At 34.5% G+C, this 24,284-nt stretch carries 24 protein-coding genes; 20 read left to right on the plus strand and 4 right to left on the minus strand.

Annotated features, from left to right (window positions below; genetic code table 11):
* Positions 1–63: 63 nt before the first annotated feature.
* The 12 genes from ACFSTA_RS17595 to ACFSTA_RS17650 all read left to right on the plus strand — a co-directional run bounded on the left by ACFSTA_RS17595 (position 64) and on the right by ACFSTA_RS17650 (position 11,293).
* On the plus strand, positions 64–831 hold the full coding sequence (locus tag ACFSTA_RS17595) for an ATP-binding cassette domain-containing protein (protein WP_377558139.1): 768 nt from the start codon (positions 64–66) through the stop codon (positions 829–831).
* Complete coding sequence (locus ACFSTA_RS17600; protein ID WP_377558140.1) at positions 806–2,200, plus strand: hypothetical protein; 1,395 nt, start codon at positions 806–808, stop codon at positions 2,198–2,200. Before ACFSTA_RS17595 ends, ACFSTA_RS17600 begins: the two co-directional genes overlap by 26 nt.
* Positions 2,197–2,592, plus strand: a complete 396-nt coding sequence (locus ACFSTA_RS17605; protein ID WP_377558141.1) for a hypothetical protein — start codon at positions 2,197–2,199, stop codon at positions 2,590–2,592. Before ACFSTA_RS17600 ends, ACFSTA_RS17605 begins: the two co-directional genes overlap by 4 nt.
* The gene (locus tag ACFSTA_RS17610; RefSeq protein ID WP_377558142.1) at positions 2,576–2,857 is read left to right on the plus strand and encodes a hypothetical protein; all 282 of its coding nucleotides are present in this window, start codon (positions 2,576–2,578) and stop codon (positions 2,855–2,857) included. The genes ACFSTA_RS17605 and ACFSTA_RS17610 overlap by 17 nt, the downstream gene beginning before the upstream one ends.
* Before the next feature lie 32 nt (positions 2,858–2,889).
* Positions 2,890–3,276, plus strand: a complete 387-nt coding sequence (locus ACFSTA_RS17615; protein WP_377558143.1) for a VOC family protein — start codon at positions 2,890–2,892, stop codon at positions 3,274–3,276.
* Between the two features lie 210 nt (positions 3,277–3,486).
* A complete protein-coding gene (locus ACFSTA_RS17620; RefSeq protein WP_377558144.1) occupies positions 3,487–5,316 on the plus strand; it encodes a MotA/TolQ/ExbB proton channel family protein in 1,830 nt (609 codons plus the stop codon).
* A complete protein-coding gene (locus ACFSTA_RS17625; protein WP_377558145.1) occupies positions 5,306–5,998 on the plus strand; it encodes an OmpA family protein in 693 nt (230 codons plus the stop codon). Before ACFSTA_RS17620 ends, ACFSTA_RS17625 begins: the two co-directional genes overlap by 11 nt.
* Positions 5,999–6,119: 121 nt before the next feature.
* The gene (locus tag ACFSTA_RS17630) at positions 6,120–7,547 is read left to right on the plus strand and encodes an MDR family MFS transporter (protein WP_377558146.1); all 1,428 of its coding nucleotides are present in this window, start codon (positions 6,120–6,122) and stop codon (positions 7,545–7,547) included.
* Positions 7,548–7,928: 381 nt separating this feature from the next.
* Positions 7,929–9,128, plus strand: coding sequence for an alanyl-tRNA editing protein (locus ACFSTA_RS17635; protein ID WP_377558147.1), 1,200 nt, complete (start codon positions 7,929–7,931; stop codon positions 9,126–9,128).
* A gap of 155 nt (positions 9,129–9,283) precedes the next feature.
* A complete protein-coding gene (locus ACFSTA_RS17640; RefSeq protein WP_377558148.1) occupies positions 9,284–9,556 on the plus strand; it encodes a DUF1292 domain-containing protein in 273 nt (90 codons plus the stop codon).
* Between the two features lie 364 nt (positions 9,557–9,920).
* A complete protein-coding gene (locus ACFSTA_RS17645) occupies positions 9,921–10,187 on the plus strand; it encodes a hypothetical protein (RefSeq protein WP_377558149.1) in 267 nt (88 codons plus the stop codon).
* Between the two features lie 182 nt (positions 10,188–10,369).
* Positions 10,370–11,293 carry a TPR end-of-group domain-containing protein gene (locus tag ACFSTA_RS17650; RefSeq protein WP_377558150.1) on the plus strand — a complete coding sequence of 308 codons (924 nt, stop codon included), beginning with the start codon at positions 10,370–10,372 and terminating at the stop codon, positions 11,291–11,293.
* Positions 11,294–11,572: 279 nt separating this feature from the next.
* On the opposite strand, the gene ACFSTA_RS17655 is transcribed toward ACFSTA_RS17650, so the two are convergent.
* Both ACFSTA_RS17655 and ACFSTA_RS17660 read right to left on the minus strand, forming a co-directional pair.
* The gene (locus tag ACFSTA_RS17655; protein WP_377558151.1) at positions 11,573–13,522 is read right to left on the minus strand and encodes an SEC-C metal-binding domain-containing protein; all 1,950 of its coding nucleotides are present in this window, start codon (positions 13,520–13,522) and stop codon (positions 11,573–11,575) included.
* A 72-nt stretch (positions 13,523–13,594) separates the two neighbouring features.
* A complete protein-coding gene (locus ACFSTA_RS17660; RefSeq protein WP_377558152.1) occupies positions 13,595–13,933 on the minus strand; it encodes a winged helix-turn-helix transcriptional regulator in 339 nt (112 codons plus the stop codon).
* 136 nt (positions 13,934–14,069) lie between these two features.
* On the opposite strand from ACFSTA_RS17660, the gene ACFSTA_RS17665 reads away from it, so the two are divergent.
* Both ACFSTA_RS17665 and ACFSTA_RS17670 read left to right on the plus strand, forming a co-directional pair.
* A complete protein-coding gene (locus ACFSTA_RS17665) occupies positions 14,070–15,128 on the plus strand; it encodes an LLM class flavin-dependent oxidoreductase (RefSeq protein WP_377558153.1) in 1,059 nt (352 codons plus the stop codon).
* Positions 15,129–15,140: 12 nt separating this feature from the next.
* Positions 15,141–15,707, plus strand: a complete 567-nt coding sequence (locus tag ACFSTA_RS17670; protein WP_377558154.1) for an NADPH-dependent FMN reductase — start codon at positions 15,141–15,143, stop codon at positions 15,705–15,707.
* Positions 15,708–15,797: 90 nt separating this feature from the next.
* Here the strand turns inward: ACFSTA_RS17670 and ACFSTA_RS17675 are convergent, their stop codons facing one another.
* Positions 15,798–16,646, minus strand: a complete 849-nt coding sequence (locus ACFSTA_RS17675) for a TetR/AcrR family transcriptional regulator (RefSeq protein WP_377558155.1) — start codon at positions 16,644–16,646, stop codon at positions 15,798–15,800.
* A gap of 94 nt (positions 16,647–16,740) precedes the next feature.
* Between ACFSTA_RS17675 and ACFSTA_RS17680 the strand changes: the two genes are divergently transcribed.
* Positions 16,741–19,824 carry an efflux RND transporter permease subunit gene (locus tag ACFSTA_RS17680; RefSeq protein WP_377558156.1) on the plus strand — a complete coding sequence of 1,028 codons (3,084 nt, stop codon included), beginning with the start codon at positions 16,741–16,743 and terminating at the stop codon, positions 19,822–19,824.
* 220 nt (positions 19,825–20,044) lie between these two features.
* Here ACFSTA_RS17680 and ACFSTA_RS17685 read toward each other — a convergent pair whose 3' ends face one another.
* Positions 20,045–20,353 carry a hypothetical protein gene (locus ACFSTA_RS17685; protein ID WP_377558157.1) on the minus strand — a complete coding sequence of 103 codons (309 nt, stop codon included), beginning with the start codon at positions 20,351–20,353 and terminating at the stop codon, positions 20,045–20,047.
* 242 nt (positions 20,354–20,595) lie between these two features.
* On the opposite strand from ACFSTA_RS17685, the gene ACFSTA_RS17690 reads away from it, so the two are divergent.
* The 5 genes from ACFSTA_RS17690 (at position 20,596) to ACFSTA_RS17710 (ending at position 24,275) form a co-directional block, all read left to right on the plus strand.
* Positions 20,596–21,432 carry an alpha/beta fold hydrolase gene (locus tag ACFSTA_RS17690; protein ID WP_377558158.1) on the plus strand — a complete coding sequence of 279 codons (837 nt, stop codon included), beginning with the start codon at positions 20,596–20,598 and terminating at the stop codon, positions 21,430–21,432.
* A 174-nt stretch (positions 21,433–21,606) separates the two neighbouring features.
* Entirely contained in the window at positions 21,607–22,440 is an 834-nt protein-coding gene (locus ACFSTA_RS17695) for an alpha/beta fold hydrolase (protein WP_377558159.1), read from the plus strand.
* Between the two features lie 68 nt (positions 22,441–22,508).
* Complete coding sequence (locus ACFSTA_RS17700) at positions 22,509–22,985, plus strand: DUF4825 domain-containing protein (protein WP_377558160.1); 477 nt, start codon at positions 22,509–22,511, stop codon at positions 22,983–22,985.
* A 129-nt stretch (positions 22,986–23,114) separates the two neighbouring features.
* Positions 23,115–23,669, plus strand: a complete 555-nt coding sequence (locus tag ACFSTA_RS17705) for a hypothetical protein (protein ID WP_377558161.1) — start codon at positions 23,115–23,117, stop codon at positions 23,667–23,669.
* A 51-nt stretch (positions 23,670–23,720) separates the two neighbouring features.
* Positions 23,721–24,275 carry a hypothetical protein gene (locus tag ACFSTA_RS17710; RefSeq protein WP_377558162.1) on the plus strand — a complete coding sequence of 185 codons (555 nt, stop codon included), beginning with the start codon at positions 23,721–23,723 and terminating at the stop codon, positions 24,273–24,275.
* Positions 24,276–24,284: the final 9 nt, after the last annotated feature.

The following is a 24,284-nucleotide window of genomic DNA, read 5'->3' on the forward strand; positions in this document are numbered from 1 at the left end:
TAGTGTGGCATAGGATTGGTAGCAATTCTATGCCACCAACATAACTATCCTAGGAGTGTAATTATGATATCGTTGTATATTAAACAAAAAAAATACAATTCATTTGAGCTAAAAGATATAGCAATGAAAGTTAAACCGGGAGAGATTAATCTACTGTTAGGACATAATGGAGCAGGTAAAACTACTATTATAAAATCAATGTTTGGACTAATAGAGTTTGAAGGTGAAATTATGTTAAATAATCGTAAGTTATCTTTTGATTCACAGGATGACGTGGATTATTTCAAAAACCAAATTGCTTATTTGCCAGATAATATATCTTTACTAGATTATTTAACTCCAACGGAATATTTTCAATTAATGAAGTCCGCTAATGGCATAGTAACAGAGAGAGCATATTTGGAAAATTTAATTGAAATTTTTAATCTTGAAAAATATGTGCATGTTCCTATTCGAAACTTATCTCATGGCAATAAAAAGAAGACACAAATTGTATGCCAATTATTTAGAGGGACTAACTTTCTAGTTTTTGATGAACCTACTAACGGACTGGATCCAGATATGATTATAACCTTAAAGCGAGTATTAGGGAAACTAAAAGACCAGGGAGTAGGAGTGCTTATTTCGACACATGATTTAAATTTCGGTAAAAATTTATTTGATAATATTGTCATACTAAGAGACGGATCAATAAAATTAAACAGTACGAAAGAAGAAGTGAAAAGCAAGTTTGGTAATATTTTATTAGAGGATTTATATACAAAAGTAAACAAGGATTATTATAAATATATTGAGGGGTTATTAGATGAGCTTAATATATCAGGTGGTTAAGAGAATAGAAATTTCCAAGATTACCGAAAAAGTAAGATACTTTTTAACTAAACATCCTTCTCACTCAATATTAATAGCCCTGGGATTATTATTGGTATATGCAATATATGGTGCATTAACATTACAAACAATCATGAACATGGATTTAGATCTGTCTATAGTTTATATCAATTTTATTAAGATTAGTCTTGTATTAAGCATCTTCTTTGTCATTATATTTAGAAATGGTTTTAAAGCAAATGATTTTGTGTTTTTCTACCTGAATTCAAAAATAAAAGCTCACCAGATTATTTTGAGTAGGATCTTTTTACCATTCGTATTCTATTTCATAATATTGATTCTCGCTGCGCTTCCGATAATGGTAAGTATTATAATAAAAGGTTTTACTGTTAATCTATTATACTTATTATTATTACTAATCACATCCACTATTATTTACTTTTTCTCATTTACATTATGGATGGCTGTTAATATTATAACGATGAAAATTATGACAGTGAAAGAGAAATTTTTTCTAAATACCTTTATTAATGTATTATTAGTGGTCGGTCTGATTTTTTTAATTAATCCTCTGTCGGAGTTAATAGGAGATAGAAAAATACTACATTCCACTATCATTCTATTATTTGGCATACTGGTTACCTATTTTTTTGTTCATCTTTCTTTAGAATTTCTTAATAAAACTTTTATGCAAAAAGATGCCGGTACACTTTCACAAAAATACACTTCAAAGAAACTGGATTACGAAAACAAGTTTTTACTTCAAAGCAAGCTAGAAATAATACATTTCTTTCGTAATCAAGTTTTCAAAGAGCAAAGTTTTTTCTTCATCACCTTGATCGTCCTTATTATTAGTCTGTATCACAGTTTAGATTTAGCTAATTTTTCAATGATGTATTCGATGATTATCAATTTCGGTTTAAAGGAAATTATTTTACTTTTACCATTAACTATCGGAATACATTTTAGAGAGTACCTGCAAGCGATTTATACGTTAAATGTTGGCAAATACCAATACTTTCTATCTAGATTATTCATTATCTATAGTTTAAACTGTCTCACTTACTTTTTATTTATCGCAATTAGTTACTTTTTAACTGGAATGGAAGTGTTTGGGATACTGGAAACATTTATTATTATCGGTTTTGTAACTATTTTGTCTACAATGGTAGGGTTTGTGATTAAAATAAATGAATTAAATAAAATATATGTGATAATTTTACTCTTAATTATTGTAAATGTTTTTGACATGTTTATAAGACAGCTAATTGTTAATCAAGTACTTGTCCAATTTACATATATTTCTCTTGCTGTAATTATGTTTTTCATCGTTGAAACATTTTATTTAAGGAGACCAATTGTGAAATGACGATATTTTCGTTTTTAATTATAATTATATTAGCAACATTGTTAGTATTAATTGTACATGAAATAGGCCACATTATTCCCATTATGATATTTAATGTCTTAGAGAAAAAACCATTCTATTATTTTGCTATAGAAATTAATGCAAAGTACTTTTATGTTACTCATGAAAAGTTTAATCGTCATATTAAAAATTTTATTGTAGCGATTTGTGGTTCTTTGTTCCCCATTTTCATATCAATCATAGTAATTAATATAATTAATAATCAATTTACTAGTTTGTTTACTTTATTAGCTTTTGGTAATCTTGTAATGCTTCATCCTAAATTACCAGATGGAAAGAACATTACAAATATTTTAATAGAAATGAGGGATGGTAGTGGCAAAAGTGTTTAAAGCTATATCAAGTGGGTTAAGTCTGACATTCTTGTATGTGCTAACCGTGTTTATTACGCCCATTATTCTATTGTTATTAGGATATTCGAATCTTGTTTCAGATCCATCTCTATTTGGGTTCCATTTATATATTATTGAGGTTAAGGATACTACATTTACTACTGAAGCAACTCTATTTGGAGTTGGATTGTCATTCATTATAGGCATAATAATCCATTTTATACTAAAATATTTCTTAGGATTAAAGAAGTCAGTAGTTGAATGAAAAGCCAATTTTTGAGAAGAGGGTTGATGGTTATGGCAAAACCAATAGAAAACAGGGTTGATACCATTTTCATACACGTTAAAGATATAAAAGAGTCTGTCCATTGGTACAGCAAACTTCTAGGAGTCGAAATTGAAGGAAGCGAGGTAAAGGGACCAATTTATACATTTAATATGGGTGCTGGACGGCCGGGGTTAACTCTGGATGATCACAGTTTAGATAAGTCGTATGACTTTCGTCCCTCCAATCAGCCTTTATTTAATTTTAGCGCAAAAGATATTGATACGGCATTTCAATATGTTCGAGAGATTGGGGCAGAGATTGTAACAGAAATTCAAATATTTCCGGATCTATCAGAGTTTACTTTTAAGGATCCAGATGGAAATGTTCTTATGGTGTGTGATTGTTTTAGTAAATAAAGATTTATAGAGATATGATGAGAAGCTTGTCTACCACTGTGGACAAGCTTTTTTGAATGCATGTTATAAAAGTATGAATGTAGTTCATTAATTACCTGTTGCATTCGACAAAAAACGACGGGTGACAGGCACCTATTTCATACATGATTTGGCCGAGCTTTGAATAGTATGTTTGTATGATGGAATCTTTTGAGATGGGGAGAGGAAATGATGCTGGAATCGATTTTGGGTTTATTTGCTAGTGAACAGAAGGTACAAGCGATTTTATCACATCCAGTGATTGAGCTCATCTTTATGGTGTTGTTCGTTGCCTTTTTTATCACAGTTTTTGTTCATCTTGCCTTGTTTAGTAAATTAAAGCGACTACGAAATTATTTACAAGAGTCGAACCGAATGGATGTAGATCCACTACTGTCTTTTAAAGAACAATATGATAAGCGACAGAAAGAGGATTCGGTAAAAGTAGAAACATTTGTACAGGAAAAATTTTCAGGTTGGCGCGTGTTTTCTGTTCCAGTTGTTAGCCTCATCAAAATAATTCAGATGACGGTGTCTATATTTATATTAATTGGGGTTCTAGGGACATTTATTGGTCTAACGATTTCCTTAGGAAGTATTGACGGAACTGGTAATCAGTTAGTTGAAAATGTAGCAAGTGTTTTATCAGGTATTGATATCGCATTCTACACAAGTATCGCTGGAATGGGCTTTTCTCTCATTATGACAGTACTTATTAAAACTTTGAACACGGAGCATATGCTTACAGATATCATGTTAAAAGTAGAATCTAACTTGGAAGGAACCGATCAGAACGGTATGAGTAGATTGATTGACGTTTCCGAAACAATTAATCAATCTATTGTTAACCTTCATGAATCGAATCAACAATCGTTACAAGGTATTGAACAGGCTTTCCAAGGTTTTCAAGATTATACAACAGGTTTACAGCAATCAGCACAAGATTTAGCTGCATTTAATGACGGTCTTTCTAAAAATCTAACCGAGTTTCAAGGATTATTCGAACAGATGAAAGAAGTGACTGATGGATTTGGAGAAGGTACTGCGAGGTTAAATGACAATTTTGATTCGTTATTTTCATATTTCAAAAAAATGGATGGAAGAAATGACCGTATGGTAAAGGCATTTGAAAATACGTATGAAAAAGTGAAAGAAGTTTCCACAACACAAATGGACACGCTAAATCAATTTGAGGATTCTGTCGTTGACTTGAAAAAATTCACGTCATCTATCATGCAGGGACAGGAATCTATCATTGATTCTTATGATAAAATCATGCATCAATGTAATGATTTGGTCAAAAAAATGGAAGCACATAATAAAGATTTTAAACAGGTATTTGGTAGTGACTTAAATACGAAGTTAGCGGGAATATCTACTTACTTAGGTGAACTATCAAAGGATTTTGATCGCTTAGGAGAGTCGATTGTCCAGTTACCACAAGCACTGGAAGTGATTAACCAAACACAAGCTGACTACAAGCATTTACTGACCGATCGATTTGAGGATTTGAAAGAGTTTAACCGAACATTCAATGATCATTTGAAAAAACATACAATAGAGACCATTACCTTTGAAAAGCATCTACAAAATGCAACCCAAACGTATGAGGAAGTAGGCTTGAAAAATAACCAATTAATTAATGAAATAAATTCTAGCATTACGCAAATGAACCAAGCGTTCAATCAACGGGAAAATCAAGTTGAAGCTAGTGTTGGTATATTAAAGGATACGCTCTCTAAGTATGTTGCTAATCTGGAAGGAACACTTGGAGATAAAATGGAAAACGTTGTTCGAAATATATCCGCCTCCATGGATAATACAAATGAAGAAATTAAGAGAGAATTCAAGGAACTGCGTAGACTTTCTGAAGAGATCCAACAGAGTAATTCTAGATATACACAGCAAATGCTCCAGGAGTTGAGTCGAGAAATTCAAACATTGAATCGACAATTGGGCGTAGTAAGTCAGCAGGGAGTACCAAGGCCGAATAGTATAGGGTTGAGGCAAAATGAATACTAAATATCATCGTTTATTTAAAAGAGACACAGATGAGGGACATTTTTGGCCATCTTTTACCGATTTGCTTACAACCGTACTTCTATGTTTTATTTTAATTTTTATCACTATGATGATTATAAAATCGCTGCAGATTGAAGAAATGAAACGAACCATTGATCAAATCATGGGAGTGCGTGCCCAATTGGTCAATGAGATGAAAGAAGAATTCAGTGATTCTGAATTAGGAATCGAAGTAGATGAAAAAACCGGTGCGATTATTTTTAACACAGACATTTTATTTGAATTCGATGAGGCCGAATTAAAGCCAGAGTCATTTGCGTTCTTAGATGAATTTGTCCCCACGTATTTAGACATATTGCTTGGAAGCGGCTATGAAGAATATGTAGCAGAAATCATTATTGAAGGTCATACTGATCGCAATGGCAGCTATCTATATAACTTAGAACTTGCACAAGAAAGAGCTTATAGTGTCGCATCCTATATCCTAGGGGAGGATTTTCCTTATAAAAATATCCAAAGTCATTTAGAGGAAAAGTTAACCGTAAACAGTAAGTCCTTTTCAGATAATCGTACAGATGAAGGTGGAAACTATAGCGCAGATGATTCAAGAAGAGTTGAATTTAAGTTCCGGTTGAAGGATGAAGAAATTCTTAATAAGACAAGAGAGATCTTGGGGGAATAAGAGGTATTTAGGTGCCTGGCACCGACAAAAATCGACAGGTGACAGGCACCTAAATACATGACACTATATTGCATTTGAGGTATACTGTCTTTCTGAAGTATTAGAAAGATGGTGGTAAATCATGGAAACAAAATTGAATTCTAAAATAATATTAGTAACATTTATGATAGGTGCGTTTTTTGCAATTTTGAACGAAACCTTACTAAATATAGCTTTAACAGAGTTAATGACCGTATTTAGTATTGAAGCACCAACAGTTCAATGGATGGCAACTGGATTTATGTTGGTAATGGGTGTTTTAATGCCTATCTCTGCTTTATTAATTCAGTGGTTCACGACTAGGCAAATGTTTATTGGTGTTATGACTATTTTCTTAATAGGTACTACGATAGCTGCGTGTGCAATTAATTTTCCAATGTTATTAGTTGGAAGGATGGTTCAAGCAGTTGGAACAGGTTTATTAATTCCAGTTATTATGAATGCCTTGCTGTTAATATATCGTCCAGAAGTTCGCGGTAAAATAATGGGAACATTTGGTTTAGTCATCATGTTTGCTCCGGCATTAGGACCAACCTTGTCTGGAGTTATCGTGGATTTATTAGGATGGCGCTGGTTATTTATTATAGTTATTCCTTTTGCATTATTTTCCATTATATTCGCTTGGAAATTCTTGCAAAATGTTGGAGAAATTACACGTCCAAAAGTGGATGTGTTGTCGATTATTTTGTCTTCAATAGGTATTGGTGGAATTGTCTATGGGTTTAGTAGTGCTGGAGAGGATCCAGAAGGGTTTGCTTCTCGTACAATCCTGATCATAATAGGTGTGGGTTTACTTAGCTTGGTATTATTTGTTTTGCGTCAGTTGAAGCTCGAGGAACCTCTATTAGATGTTCGTGTATTTAAATATAATAATTATACTCGAGGTGTCATTATATTTGTCATTGTTATTATGGCGATGTTTGCATCCGAGATCGTCATGCCAATGTATTTACAAGGGCCATTAGGTTATTCAGCAAAACTAACTGGATTATTACTTTTGCCTGGTGCAATACTAAATGGTCTTATGTCACCCGTAATGGGAACTTTATTTGATAAGTTTGGACCAAGGAAATTAATCATTCCCGGAACACTCGTATTAGTAGGTGTGATGATTTTCTTTAGTAATATTTCTGAATCTGTGCCAATCTGGTCATTTGTATTGGTTTATATCGCATTAATGATTTCTATCTCTGCGATAATGATGCCATCGCAAACGAATGCATTAAATGAACTGCCGAAGAAATTGTATCCACATGGGACAGCAATTGCAAATACTTTACAGCCGATTTCTGGCGCATTAGGAGTTTCGGTGTTTGTGAGTATTATGAGTCATGGGGAAAAAACATACTTAGAAGGGGAGACTGGCCCGATTACGGAACAAGTAGCAAGTGATGCAATGACACTTGGTGTCCATCATGCATATTGGTTTGCACTAGCCCTATGCTGTATTGCATTCATTGTTGCCCTATTTATCAATAAATCCATAGCACCAGACTATGATGAAAAATAAAGTGACAGGCACCTGTAAAAAATTTACAGTTGCCTGTCACTTGAAACCTTTTTGTGCTCCTTTTCGTATTTAATTCAGATAGAAATTGTGAGGGAGCGAACAAATAAATGAGGGATTGGTGGAAGAAAAAGAATCAACGTATGAGAAAAAATAATAGGAATCACGAAAAATATTCCTTTCTAGACTTCATTGTAGATGTGTTGATATGGGTTCCTGAAATAATTTTATTTCCATTCAGACTAATATTTTGGTTACTGCGAGGCACTGGTAGATGGATCGATGACTGGCTGGATATTATTTAAGACATATTATATACGATATTGTTCGACAAAAACCGACGGGTGACAGGCACCAAATTTATTAAATTAAGGTGAGTGGAATATGGCAACAGTTAAAATTTATTATGAGGATCAATACGTGCGTTCATTTAAAGCTAATATAATAAAATCCAGCAAGGATGATCAAGGTCGGTCTTATGTTGTATTAGATCAGACAGCATTTTATCCAACTGGTGGTGGACAGCCCCATGATACGGGAACGCTAAACAATGTGAGAGTTAATGATGTGGAGGAAGTTGACGGAGAAATCCGGCATTTTGTCGATGAACCTATGGAAGTACTTACGGAATGTGTGGGTGAGTTAGATTGGAATAGGCGCTTCGACCATATGCAACAGCATGCAGGACAGCACATATTATCAGCAGCGTTCGCAGACGAATATGGGTATCAAACGGTAAGTTTTCATTTAGGAAAAGAAATTTGTACAATTGACCTTCAAATAGATAACCTTACAGATGAAGTAGTGAGCAAAGTGGAGAATATAGCTAATAACATCATCCTAGAAAACCGACCGATTGAAACGAAATGGGTTACAGAAAAAGAATTAAGTAATTATATGCTGAGAAAAGAATTGTCGGTCTTAGAAAATATCCGTCTTGTCATTATCCCGGATTTTGATTATAACGGCTGTGGTGGTACTCATCCGGTCGAAACCGGTCAGGTAAGTTCATTAAAAGTATTGCATTGGGAAAAACAGAAGAAAAAAGTTCGGGTTTCCTTTGTATGTGGAAATAGAGTAATGAAGCATCTCCATGAAAAACACATGATTGTGCATGGCCTTACATCGTTACTAAGTGTACCGCAAGAACAATTACAAGAAGCTACCAAGCGAGTTATACAACAAACGAAGGAGCTTGAAAAAACTATTGTTGACCTAAAAATGCAACTGATATCTCATGAAGCTAATAAACTTCTTAACGAAGCGAAGGTAATAGGTCATTACAAACTAGTTCAGTCGATTTTTCAGTCACGTCCAGTTCCAGAGTTGCAACAACTGGCAAAACGCATTACAGAGAATGAAGGAAATATTCTCGTACTGTTCATCAACGACGATATTGACGATAAGCTGCAACTAGTTTGTGCTAGTGGTAAGAATTTAGATAAAAATATGAACCAATTATTAAAGGACGTCTTGCCCAAAATAAATGGAAAAGGAGGCGGTTCGGATTCGATAGCACAAGGCGGAGGAGATAAATCTATTTCAGCAGAACAATTAATGGATGAACTGTTACGTATTCTGTAATCATGAGTATATGTGAAGCAACAATTCCAATTAGAGAAATTTTGTCGAATAAGGGCGCAATATATTGAATGCAGAAGTTAAAGCATGATTTTCGCACATAGAGGCAAATATAATAGTTGAAGTAAAACTTACAATAAGAGAGGAGTACGAACAAGATGGATGAAATTAAAGTAGGCGAGGTATTTACAATTAGTGATGAGGCCAATGAAGATCAAGAGGTTGAAGTGTTAGCCAAAGTTACATTACAAGGTACAGACTATATAGCTGTAAGCTTCACGGAAGACTTGGAAGAGGGAAGTGAAGGTGATATTGACATCTTCTTTCTCAAAATAGACGAAGATGGTGAATTGGCTGCTATAGAAACAGATGAAGAGTTTAATAAAGTCTCTGAAGCATATGACGCCATTCTGGCAGAAGACGAAGCGTAGTAATCGACAGGTGACAGGCACCTGTTAAAATATTCCAAAACCGAAACTTCTTTATAATAGGGTTTCGGTTTTTTTATGTGTATTAAATATAGTAAGGTATGGGGGTTACAGTGAAGATAACCAGCGCAAAACTTATTTGATTACAGAAAAAGGAAAAGAGATTTTGGAGTGGACTTTGAAAGAATGCAGCATATGATTGTCATCACAAAAAATCTCTCGAACCGATAATTGGAGGGCTAAAATGAAAGGATACATTAGAAAAATTAAACTGTGAAAGGTGGTTATTTTTGGAAATAAAATATTGAAATATACCAACCCCTCATCGAATATAATGAAGTAAATTATATACGGAAGGGGTTTTTCTATGTTTGATGAAATGGAAAAGTTAAAATTCCCAGTAGTTGGTAACACGTATATAAGTAAGAAGCCGAATTTTAAGTATAGTAAAGTTAAAGTATTAGAGCACAATGAAGAAGTGTACAAATTTACAGGTGGAGATACACCTCTAAGCTTAGTAACCTTTAAGGTGTTAGAACCTAAAGACGCACATGGCAATATTGATATTGAAATAAGTGACTTTTTTCATGATAATTATATAGAAGAAAGAAAAAATGAGTTTTTCGGCAGGTAACTTTTTACAGGTGACAGGCACCTGTAAAATTATTCCATGTAATTTGTGAGGTTTTGTATTATAATTGTTTTATGGTTTTATATTTCATCTTTGGCAAAGGACTTCTGTGTGGATAGGGTCTTTGCCTTTTTTAGTATACAAAAAATATGAAATCGAAATAAATCAAATAAGGAGGGGTAATCGTGTCAGAGGCAAAATTTATTTCGTTACAAAATAATCTATTTACTGCATTTGGTATGGAAGAATTTGAAAAAGTCCATTCCCTTATAGATCAAGCTCGAGTAGAATACCCGGAACGTTTAGATAAGACATGTTTTTGGAGAGCATGTGCTTATGCAGTGCAAGGTAAAAAGACCTTAGCTATTTCAGCTCTGGAAGAAGGATTAAGTAATGGCGTATGGTGGAATTCTTTCACATTGACTCATGATCCAGATTTAAAATCTTTACATGAAAGAGATGATTTCAAAAGAATTGTTAATAAGTGTGAAGACATATTACAAACTAGGAATCATAATTCTGAATCACAATTATATATTTATGGAAATGAGAAAGCTGACATAGGAATATTTTCGCTACATTGGAGGGGATCTAATGTAAAAGACTTCGCTACTTATTGGTTTGACAATGATTTATTAAATAACTATCTTTTTGGGTTTCTTCAATCTTCTCAAGTTTATGGATATAATGCCTATTGCTGGGATAACTCAAATATTGCATTAGAAGAAATTTGTGAATCATTTATGGATTATAAAGGTAAATACCATACACAACAAGACCTTCTTGCTGGGGCATCACAAGGAGGTAAGTTGGCAATGGAATTATGCTTAAAAAATACGTTGGGTGTAAAGGGGTTTATTTCAGTAATACCAGCAATAAAAGATGTATTTGCCTTTGAAAATCTAATCAAAAATGAGGATAAAGAAAATATAAAGGGTTGTATCATCACAGGAGATAAGGACCCTTTTTATCAACAAACACTTGAATTAGTAGCTCTTTTTGAAGAATATAATATACCAGTTAAGTTGATTGTTATTGAAGGTTTAGGGCATTTTTTTCCTAATAATTTTACTTCACTTGTTAAAGAAGCAGTTGATTTTATTCTCTGAAGTAAATATAAATGCGAATAGAGATTAGCTATCATCGGCTCGTTAAATTAGACTCCATTATCGATACGAATAACTTCATGATCCGCAAAAAAACGCTCAGAGAGGGGATTGTCTCTGAGCGTTCCTACATAAATTCATTTAACTATTTTGTAGCAATAACGACCGCTTTCAAGAGATGAGATGTATCAACCCATTTCTCAAAATCATAGTACTCAAACGCAAATTGGATCCCTATTAAACCGATATTACCCATTTTTTCTAGCGTTAGCTTTACTGCATTTATTTCAACTTACCTAACTCAAGTATTAATTCTTCTTGTCCCGTCCAGAGGTGTGCATTTTCCTGTGCATAAACAATTGCTTCAGATTCATCTCCATAACCAATATAATCGAAAGCTTGAGCTGGAATGTGTTTTGTTCCTTGTAAATAGTCTTTTACATATGGATTTTGCTTGTTAGCATTTTTTAGTAACCTTCTTGTTTTGCTCGATAAGCCATTCGTAAAATAACTTAGCAACGCATTATTGAAAAGGAAGTTTGCTGTCTCATCTTCTTCAAATTGCTTTATCAATTTTGAAGCATGCTCATATAGCTCTAGTTCTATATATATTGACAATAAAAGATAACGAATACCTTGGTTATCATTTGGATTTAATTCTAATAATTCTTCGTAATGTTTTAATGCTTCTTGAATAAATCCACTTTCTTCAAGCGATGTAGCATATGTTGCTTTTGCTCGCATGTATGGACGAGTTTCAATCATCATCCAAAAGTGACCTTTATTTTCTTTGAAAAATACTTCTCCTAAATCTTTTTCACCAGCCTTGACTGCTTTTTCCAAGAGCCTACCTTGTTCTTTTGCTGAATTAGCATCTTCTGCAAGTAGTAGATATGCGTCTGGACTGTTTGGATTGATTTTTAGTGCTTCTTCAATTAACTTCCTGCGTTTTGCACCATAAGTTTCTTGTGCTTCATACAACATATCCTGGGCAATGTCTGTATTAGACTTAGACTTAGAATAAGTAGTATTGTCTAAATGTAATGATCCATTTTGCATCATATTTTTCATAAAATCGTTAGCTTCCTCGATGGAATCGAAATTTTGCTCATTAAGTAAATTTTGTAGTTCACGCATGGTTTGTTCTGAGTTTAATGGACCAGGAATGTTAGAAGTGTTAAAGTCATCGTTATGATAACTTTCCTCAAACTGCTGGTCATCAATTAAGTAATCTAGATCATCAGCTAATTCATCTAAAAGCCTTCGGTAATAGGATGAGATAGTATTGGCATTCGTTTCGTACTCTTTTGCAAGCTGTGATTGTGTTATGGAAGTACTTTCAAAAAGCTCAGTCTGTACCAAATATTCTAATGCTGCAGCAAAAGGTCCACGTTTTTTGACTGTAGGATTTTTTCTTTCGCAATAAACATGCCATAACATTATCCCGCACGATATAACTTCAAAGCTAAAACCTTTACTTTCCATGTGTTGCCTGAAGAGTTCTGCTACCATTTCATGTACAGGATTGTCCCATTGTATGATACCTTTATCAATCATTAATACTTCTCCTAAGAAGTTAGGAAATTCATCTATTAGTTCATCCTTATTGTTTGAATAGGAATGATAGAGTTCTATGACTTCGTCTAATCTATCTACTGGTATTTCGATCATGATGAAAAAGAAGTCATGCAACTGTATGTATGGAATAAGCAAGCCAATTACAAAATTACCTTTAGTATAAGTAGCTTCCTCGTTTGAAGAAATCTGATAATACTCATTCGATATAATGTCGCGTATGGTTGTCTCTTTTCTTGGTTCATCACTTGAAATTATCTCATAGATAGCAGGTTTCGCTTTTGCCCATTCGGAAAGTGTGTTTTTCGTTCTTGTATGTTTAATTTTTGCTTGCTGTTTTTGGTAAAATAATTCAAATATGGTTTGATTGTTATTAAATGGTTCTAGAAAAACTGCCCAACTCGTTATTCCTCTAATATAAATATCTGAAAGTTCTTCATCCATTCCTAAAAATGGTTGGTAATATTTCTCTAATAGCTCCATCAATTCTTTTTCGAATTTTTCCATGGAAAATGAGATAAGCTCTTGATGTAGACGCTCTAGTTCAATGTTATAGATTTCTGGATTAAACTCTATAACATTAGAGGCTCCGCAACACTTTTTATACTTCTTACCACTTCCGCACGGACATGGATCATTTCGTCTAGGTTTACTCATCCTTACACCCCATTTAAAATTGTTATCTTCATAATTATGGAACAGATAATTTTTCTTCTAAATTCCTGGATCCTAACTCCTCAACTTCTCTGCTTTACGTAATGTGTGTTTTGTTCCCCATTCATGCATGGCTGCTAGAATTGGTTCAAGGCTTTTTCCATATTCGGAAATAGAATATTCCACTTTAGGTGGAACCTGTGGGTATACGACACGCTCAATAATGTCCTCATCTTCTAATTCCCGTAACTGCTTCGTCAGCATTTTTTGGGTGATATCTGGAATACTACGTTTAAGTTCACTAAATCGTTGCGTTCCTTCTTTTAGTAAATGTAAAAGAATAATTGGCTTCCATTTTCCAACTAGTATCCCTAATGCATCCTCTACTCGACATAATTCCGGTTCGATTTTCATGTGCTAATTTTCTCCTTTAGTATCCTAATGTATACTATGCAACTTTAAAGTGCGTACTTATATTTACAGTTTATATATTCTATACTAACATTATCTAATAAATCATTCAGCTAATTGAGAGAGAAAGGTGACTTATATGGAAAAATATCGTATTGATCCCAGTAATGGTTTGGAGTTTGGTTTATATACATTAGGCGATCATTTACCAGACCCAATAACAGGAGATAGAATATCTACAGAACAACGTATTCAGGATATAATTGCATTAGCAAAGCTTGCTGACCAGGCGGGTATTGACTTTTTTAGTGTTGGAGAAAGTCATCAGGAATATTTTGCAACTCAAGCACATGCTGTTGTGTTAGCAGCAATTGCTCAAGCAACAGAAAAAATAAAAGTAGCGAGCTCTTCTACCATTATCAGTACATCAGACCCAGTTCGTGTATATGAAAATTTTGCTACGCTTGATTTGATTTCGAAAGGTCGTGCGGAAATAGTAGCTGGCCGTGCATCACGAGTCGGTCTTTTTGAATTGTTAGGTTATGATTTGCGTGATTATGAAGCATTATTCGAAGAAAAATTTGATCTGCTACGGAAAATAAATGAAGAGGAAGTAGTGAATTGGAGTGGGGAATATCGTGCTCCATTAAACAATGCAAAAATCCTTCCACGTCCACTAAATGGATCGTTACCGATTTGGCGTGCAGTTGGTGGAACACCTGCCAGCGCAATTAAAGCAGGATATGCTGGCGTTGGGATGTTCATGGCTCATCTAGGTGGACCTGTATCGGTATTCAAGCGAACTATTGATGCATATCGAGAAGCTGCACGACAAGGTGGTCACGATCCTTCCGAACTACCAGTGGCGACAGCTGGTTTCTTCTATGCAGCGGAAACCTCTCAGCAAGCATTAAAAGATATGTATCCTCACATTAATGAGGGAATGAAGAAAACGAATGGACGAGGTTTTCCGAAACAGCATTTTGCACAGGGTGTCGATCCGCATAATGTAATGAATATTGGTAGTCCACAGGAAATTATTGAAAAAATTCTTTATCAGCATGAACAATTCGGTCATCAACGATATATTGCACAAATCGATTTCGGTGGAATGTCATTTGAACGCGTGGCGAAAAACATTGAGATTATTGGTACAGAGATTTTACCAGCAATCAAAAAGCATACGGCAAAGAAGTAGGGGGCAACGAATATGAAAATAGTCGGATTATCCGGTTCAATCGTTGGTTCGAAAACCAAAACTGCGATGGAATACACGGTAAAAGCATTTAATGAAGAATATCCAGATGCAGATGTGACCTTCATAGATTTATCGGAATATGATGTTCAATTTAGTGATGGAAGGAATTATTTGGAATATCAAGGCGATACAAAGTATGTAACACAAACAATCATGGAAGCCGATGCGATTATAATTGGTACACCGGTTTTCCAGGCGTCTATTCCAGCCACATTAAAAAATATATTTGATTTACTTCCTGAAAAAGCATTTCTGGATAAAGTTGTAAGTATGTTGGTAACAGCTGGATCGGCGAAGCATTATTTGATCCCAGAACAACAGTTAAAACCTATTTTGGCATATATGAAAGCACAAACTGTTCAAACCTATGTATTTATTGAGGAAAAAGATTTTTATCGGAAAGAAATTATAGATGATGACGTGTTATTTCGGATTGATCGTTTAGTGGAGGATACTGCAGTTTTAACGGAAACTTATAGGAAGATTCGTGAAGAGAAAGAAGCGAAATACGGATTCTAAATTATGATCTAGGACGAATTATTAGAAACACTTTTAGAAATAAGAGACGAGGACATCAATCCTCGTCTCTTATTTCTTTATATATCCCATTTATCCTCTTATTTTAAGCTTAAGATAGTTACGTAGCAAATAGGAAATCCGTTTACAGTGTGAGTGCTGACGTATATTTTCAAGCAATCCTTTTACAATTGCTGGACTAAATGTGGGGTTCATTAGATGCTGCTTTAATAAGATTAATGAGTCTTTTTCGATACACTCATCCATTTCATCTATTTTTTGTTTCAGTAATTCAATGATCTGATCCTGTGTAATTTCTTCATTTAATGGTTGGCGAATATCATGTAGAAGTTCACTTGTTATAAACGAATTTTTTGCGTGTTTCGCTAATATATCTGTTTTCTCGACTAGTGACTGTGATAGCAAATCTAATTTAATTTCCAATGGGTCACCATTAAATAGAAATAACTCGGAATACGTACTCATAAAGCTTTTAACGCAATACATGAGATCATACTTTGTTTGTTCAATCTCTTTGCCATACAAACGTTCAAGCATGGATAAAATCATTTGTTCTATTAAAGTATTATAATACCTAATTTTTATAATGAAGTCTTCATTGAATGTATGTGCTTGCTCTTTCATAAGAACTTTACCGAAATCAGAATGCTGTTGAAAAGAGTTAAAGATGGTGTAATAAAATGAAAATAATAGCTCTTCGTTGTTTTTTGTTTTGACTACATGGTCAATGTCGGAAGTAATCGCTTCCATAAAGTGGTCAATCAGCGCGATAATTAGCTCGTCTTTTGACTTAAAAGCTAGGTAAAAAGCCCCTTTTGAAATGCCGCAATAATCTGTAATTTGTTGGACAGATGTAGCTTCGAATCCCTGTTCAGCAAACAGTTCTAACGCTTTATCCATAATTAATTGTTTTTTACTCATTTTATCTACTCCCGCTCTTATTGTTGACAGGTGACTGGTTAGTCATTATTATATATAACTGAGTCTTATAAGTCAATTTAGGGTAGGTGTGAACGTGAAAGGATTAGTCAACTTTGTATTGAAAAACAAACTAGCAGTATGGTTGCTCACAATAATTATTACAGTCTCTGGTATCTATTCAGGTACACGAATGAAAATGGAGACGATGCCGGATGTTTCCATTCCGTTTTTGATGGTTATGGACGTTTATCCTGGGGCAACTCCTGAGCAAGTGATGGAGGATGTATCCATACCTTTAGAGAAAGCGGTAGAAGGTTTGGAAGATGTAAAGTCTGTTACTTCAAATTCGTATTCTAATATGGCGAATATTCAAGTGGAATACGATTATGGTATAGATATGGATGAGGCAAAACGAGAATTAGATGCTGCATTAGATGGAGTTAATTTACCAGATGGTGCTGAAGAGCCTCAAATAACAGCAATTAGTATGAATATGATGCCTGTTGTGGCATTAAGTGTGAGTAGTGAGGATGAAGATATCGTTAGCTTAACCTCCACAGTTGAGGACATTTTGCTTCCGAAGCTTGATAAAATAGATGGTGTTGCATCTACGACTATTACTGGTCAACACATTGAAGAAGTAGAACTTAATTATAATGAAGAAAAAATGGAAGAGTTTGGCTTGACTGAAGATGATGTTAAGCAGATGATTCAGGCAAGTGATATGGCAATTTCTTTAGGTCTTTATGAATTTGAAGAAGGTGAACAAGCTGTTTCAGTGGATGGTAAATTTATGACAGCTGATGAGTTGAAGGAAATGCTTATTCCGATCACGCCATCAGAGGCAAATCCATCACCATTTGTGAAACTTAGCGAGATTGCTACCATTGAGGAGGTCGGTAGAGTACAATCCGTTTCACGTACAAATGGTGAAGATGCTATTGCAATCCAGATTGTCAAAGGACAACAAGCAAACACCGTTGATGTGGTAAACGATGTGAAGGAATTAATTGCAGAAGAAGAGAAAAATATCGACGGGCTTGTCATTGATGTGACGCTTGATCAAGGTGAACCAATTGAGGACTCCGTGTTAACTATGATTGAAAAAGCGATATTTGGAGGTTTAATAGCCGTATTAATTATTTTATTATTCCTACGAGACTTTAAATCTACGATTATATCCATTGTATCCATACCAGTATCCATTTTGATGGCTTTACTGTTATTAAACTGGATGGAAATAACGTTAAATATTATGACGCTTGGTGCGGTTACAGTAGCCATTGGTCGTGTTATTGATGACTCAATTGTAGTCGTCGAAAATATTTACAGAAGACTACATTTAAAAGGGGAAAAGTTAACAGGTCGGGCACTTGTTCGTGAAGCGACGATCGAAATGTTCAAACCGATTTTATCATCTACACTCGTAACGGTTGCAGTATTTGCACCACTTATTTTTGTTGGAGGTATGGTTGGGGAATTATTTATGCCATTTGCATTAACAATGACCTTTGCACTTGGAGCTTCCTTACTTGTCGCGATTACAATTGTTCCAGCTCTATCACACTTCTTATTTAAGAAGAAGCTGTATAGTGAAAAGGCGGAAAGTGGTCATAAGGATTCTGGTAAACTATCTAAATGGTACAAAAAGGTCCTTGACTGGACGTTGAACCATAAAATTATTACTTCACTAGTGGCTATTATCTTATTAGTAGGAAGTCTGACATTAACGCCGTTAATAGGCTTCAGTTTCATGGGTAGTGAAGAAGAGAAAGTAATGTATTTAACTTATACACCTGGAACAGGTGATTTACAAGAAGATACCTTAGCGAACATTGAAGTTGTTGAAGATGAGTTACTACAACGTGACGATATTGATATTGTTCAAGTATCAGTTACCGATAGTGGCGATCCAATGGCTGCAATGATGGGGGGCGGAGGTGACGGTGCTTTAATGTACCTAATCTTTGACCCAGAAATGGAAAATTTCCCTGAAGTACGTGAGGAAATTGAAGAATATGTGTTTAATATTGGGCAATCTGGTGAATGGAAAAGCCAAAATTTCACGTCCATGTCCATGAACACCAATGAATTGAGCTACACATTCTATAGTGAAGATTTAGACAAACTTAATGAATCGGTTGAAATGGTAGAGAACGTTTTAAGCGAGAATGACGGTTTAAAAGATGTCTCTTCAAGTGCAGAGGATGCATATGTTGAGCATACGTTTAATGTAGATCAAGAGGAATTACTACAATACGGCCTAACAACAGGACAAATTGTTATGATGCTAAGTCCTAATCAAACACAGGAAGTATTAACAACGGTTGAAAAAGACGGGGAATCAATCGATGTTATCGTTCAACAAGAACAAGAAGCAGATCCAAAGTCAGTGGAAGAACTGTTAGAAACTGAAGTGGAGACAGCTCTTGGTACAACCATGCCACTTTCTGAACTAGTAACAGTTGAAGAAGGTACGACATTAAATACACTTGCACGTAGTAAAGGTGAGTACCATGCCACAGTATCTGGAACAATTATTGGTGATGATATTGGAAAAGCAACTTCAGAAGTAGATAACGCGATTGATGATTTAGATTTACCTAAAGGTGTAACGGTTGGCGTTGGTGGTGTTGCTGAAGATATGACCGAAACATTTACCCAACTTGGCGTCGCAATGTTAGCAGCGGTTTTAATTGTATACTTCATCCTTGTGGTTACATTCGGTGAAGGTCTTGCACCATTTGCTATTCTATTTTCGTTACCATTTACAGTAATTGGATCTTTTGTTGGATTACTAATTGCTGGGGAAACAATTTCTGTTTCTGTTATGATGGGGCTATTAATGTTAATAGGTATTGTTGTGACAAATGCTATCGTCCTTGTAGACCGTATTATTCATATGGAACGGGATGGTTTAGGAATGCGTGAAGCAATTCTAGAGGCAGGTTCAACACGTTTACGTCCAATTCTAATGACAGCACTTGCTACTATTGGCGCTCTAATTCCATTAGCAGTTGGAGCTGGTGGTGGAGGTTTAATTTCAAAAGGCCTTGCCATTTCAGTAATTGGTGGTTTAACAAGTTCAACATTATTAACGTTAATTGTTGTTCCTATCGTGTACGAAGTATTATCTAAGCTATTTAAGAAAAAACGTAATGAAATAGAAGAAAACTAATAACCAAGCCCTACAAAGGTGAAAGTACCCCTTGTAGGGCACTTTTTTGCCTTTGTAATCAAGGATAGGTTGATATTAGTAGAAGGAATTTACTTGAAAGGATTTATGATGAAAGGAAAAAACCGCCCATGAATGGGCGGTTTAATTACTCTATATATAAACTGGCTTTGGTAAAGAATGAGGGGAGGGTATACTTCAGCCAGAATTTTGATCTTGGTAATTAATTCTCTGAATCATTGGATTCTGTTTCAGTTTCTGAATCCGTATTATCTTCTTCACTGTCTGTTTCATCTTCAGGTGTTTCAGCGTTATCTGCATCATCCTCATCATTTAATTCAGACTCTGCGTCAAACTCAGATTCAAACTCGGTATCATCTTCTACACCACTACCATCATCGGAGTTAAAATCTGTTTCTTCCTCCAAATTTTCTTCCGGGCTTGGCTCATCATTTGTCTCGCCTCCACACGCAGCTAAAGTTAAAACAGCTGCAAGAGATATAAATCCTACAAATAAGTTTTTCAGATTCATTTTTTAATCTCCTTTCAATTTGGGTTCATAACTAATGTAACGTTTAAATGTGTAATAAAAACAGAAAAAATATGTGATAAGTTTGGAAAAACATTACGTAGTATTACAACTATTAACCCGTTGTCGAATAATGTCGGTACCAGGCACCTGGAATTTTTTTGGGTATTTATGAATATAGTTATAAAAATTTCTATGTACAATATGTTAGGAGTTCGTACATTTAGAGGAATGGAGTTGAAAGTATGCTGATCAAAGGTGGAAGGTATGTGGAGGTAGATTCTGGGGTAGAGTTGTTTGTGCAAGATATAGGGAAAGGAGATCCAATTGTATTTATTCCTGGATTTACTTTTACTACAGAAGTATTTTCCGAACAGGTAGCACATTTTTCGAAGTCAAATCGAGTCATTGTCATCGATCCTAGAAGTCATGGCAGATCATCCCTATCTCTACATGGAAATGACTATGTAACGCATGGGGCGGATTTGGCTACAGTGCTAGAGCAATTAGATATAAACAACCCTACAGTAGTTGGCTGGTCATTTGGGTGTCTAACAATCTGGGAATATTTCAAACAAAATGGAGCAGATAATCTTCATGCCATCATATTAGTAGATATGCCGCCAAAGTCATTATCTATATATGAGGAGGATTGGGTGGAAGGCTCACTGGATGATATTGCGGCCATTTATAATAATTTTCTACGGGATCCGAAAGGGCAAAGAGCTTTCATTACGGAGTATATAAAAAATGTGATGATACAAAGAGAGCTTGACGAGGATGAGCTAGACTGGCTTGTGAGCGAGTCATTAAAAACGCCATATTATGTTGCAGGTAATTTGTTTGCATCTGGTATGTTTTCGGATTATCGAGAACAGGCGAAACAATCAAGCGAAATTGTTCCAACTCTAACAGTTGTTGCAGAGCACTGGTCTGAAATAGCAGTACCTTATACGAAGAAAAATTCACCAAAATCGAAGACGGAAGTTCTTGGTGGACATATGATGTTTTGGGAGCATCGTGAAAAGTTCAACAACATTGTGGAAACATTTTTAGGTAGTTTAAGTAAACAGGAGAATTAATATTATATTACAATGAAAATATTCGCCTATCAAAATTTGTACTTTTGATAGGCGATTTCTATTTAAAAGGATTAAGTTAACAATATTTTCTGCATATTTATGATAAAATTATTATGGAACTTTATACGATGCAACCAAAAACTCTTAAACTAATATGTGTTAATGAGAGATATCATGTGGGTTCAACGTTTTATCGAAACAAGTAGAGGGGTATTTGAAATTTTTGAAAAAGGAAAGGGGGATCCTCTTGCGATAACACATCTTTATAGTGCTTACGATTCCCGAGGAAATTCATTTGCCAATCCTTTTACCGATTATTATTCTGTTAACTTAATCAATTTAAAAGGAGCGGGTAATTCCGTACAAGTTGCGCATGATTGTGAATACAGTATGGATGAAGCTATTTTAGATATAGAATCAATTCGGAAAGCCCTTGAATTGAAAAAATGGGCATTTGCAGGTCATTCTACGGGAGGTATGCTAGCTTTAAAATATGCAACCAGTAGACCACGGTCTTTAACCAAGATTATTGCGGGTGGAGCAGCTGCAAGTTATGAATATGGAGCAGACCCAGATTGCATTTACTGCCATCAGAACCCTAAATTTAACCGCATTGTAGAAATAATGGATCAGTTAGACGAGCCATCTACACCGATTGAGATTCGTAGAAAAATAGGGTATGAGTGGGATTTAATGTCCTATAACTCAGAAGAAAAATTACAACTTGCGATGAAAAAGCCCAACAGTGGAAAGACTGTTGGCGAACGATTAAACTACTTTAGAAAAGTAGAATACCCAACATATGATGTGCGAGATGAATTGAAGAATGTAATTTTACCTAGCCATATTTACGCCGGAAAATATGATGTTCAATGTCCGATGAAGTATGGGGTTGAAATTGCAGAATTAATCCCAAATGCATCATTAACAATTTTTGAAGAAAGTAATCATAACCCTTATTCTGAAGAAGAAGATAAGTTTCAGGAGTTTATTATTAGTACTATTTAAAGAGCTTTATGTCTCAAAACATGCAACGACATTACTCTTGTCAGTGATAAAATGGAGGTTTATTTAAAATGGATAAATGGATTAGAATATTCTTCTATACTTTTATGGTATTACTTTTCATGAATGGATGTAATTCTACAAAAGGAACAGAGGATATATTTCAATACAAAGGGTCTTTTGTAGGTGATAACAGTGCGATAGCGAATATCGTTCACCAGTTACCAGGTGGTGAACATATAGAAGAAATTGAACTTAATACAAGTGTGGAACCGTTTGGAATAGTATTGACTTATGATTGGATGGAATCAGAAAAAAGGTACATAGAAACCGCAATAAATAATGCTACATTTATTTTTACTTTAGTTCAGAATGCTGGTTGGATAACGTTTCATTTTAATGATTACGAATACAAATTAGGTAAAGTAGAATTGCAAAAATGGTATGGAGATGAGTTACGTGAATACTCCAGTGAAGATGAACTAAAAAAACAAATAGAAACATTTTTAGAGGATGAAAGCAAAGTCAAACTATTAATTGGAGCATAATTTACTATATTCTAACTAGTAAAGGATATTTCCTGACTCTAAATATAGAAAATTTATTCTTTTGTGAAACTTATTGAGGTTAATATCGTAATAAATTGAAAGAATCTAGTAGGAAGGAGGGATATTTCGTTGAGTGAAAAGTTATATGAAACCCGGCATATTTACTTAACGATTGGTGTGTGTATTCCAATCTTTGCACCATTCTTACTATTATTTGTTCCACAAACAATTGCGCAGCTGCTGTATTATACGAATGACACCTGGTATGTATTTACACCGGGAGAGAATTATATTGCATATGGGATTGGATGCTTCTTTATATTCTTATCCACTATGTTTCTATTTTTTATTGGCATTCGGAAGATTTCCATATATTTATGTATTTTTTGTATTGTTTTGAGTATTGCATGCTTTATAATGGCATCTTTATCCTATAAGTCTTTATCAGATGAAGAGATTTCGTATCGCTCTATATTTTCTACTAACCATGCTACTTATTCATGGGATGATGTGGATGCAATACGATATGAGAAAATAGAGGAAAAAGGGAGATCAGAGTATACAATTATATTCACAGATGGTAACAGTATGAGGCTAAAAAATGATGGGTATTTTAAGGCAATTGAATACAAATTTTACAAGAAACTAGATGAAATCAATATTATATTAGATACCGTTGATTAAAAGATCAAGAATTAGTCCGTCTTTTTTTTCGGTTAGTAAGGAGGAAGGTAAGTGAATGAAAAAAGATATGAAACCCGGCATATCTACTTGGCGCTTGGTGTATGTATACCAATCTTCGCCCCAATATTACTATTGTTCGTCCCGCAAACCGTTGCACAAATTTTATATTATAGTAAGGATACGTGGTATGTTTTCACACCAGGAGAAAATTTTACTGCATTTGCAATAGGATTTTTATTGATTTTTTTAGCCACTATACTTCTCTTCATTTTGGATATTAAAAAAATCTCCATATTTTTAAGTATTTCTTGTGTGATTTTAAGTATTCTCTGTTTTATTATTGCTTCATTCTCCTATAAATCTCTATCAGATGAAGAGCTTTCCTATCGTTCCATGTTTTCCATGAATCACTATACTTATACTTGGGAAGAAGTTGAATCTATCGAATACGGGAAAATTGACGAGAAAGGGAATTTAGGGTGTACGATAATATTTACTGATGGCAACAGTATGACATTAAAGATTGACGGATATTTTAAAGCAATTCAATATAAATTCAAAAATAAACTAAAGGAAATCAATAAAAGCATTTATTCGAATGGTTAGATGTTGGTA

It is taken from the genome of Ornithinibacillus salinisoli (assembly GCF_042684965.1).
In the GTDB taxonomy this organism is placed as follows: domain Bacteria; phylum Bacillota; class Bacilli; order Bacillales; family Amphibacillaceae; genus Ornithinibacillus; species Ornithinibacillus salinisoli.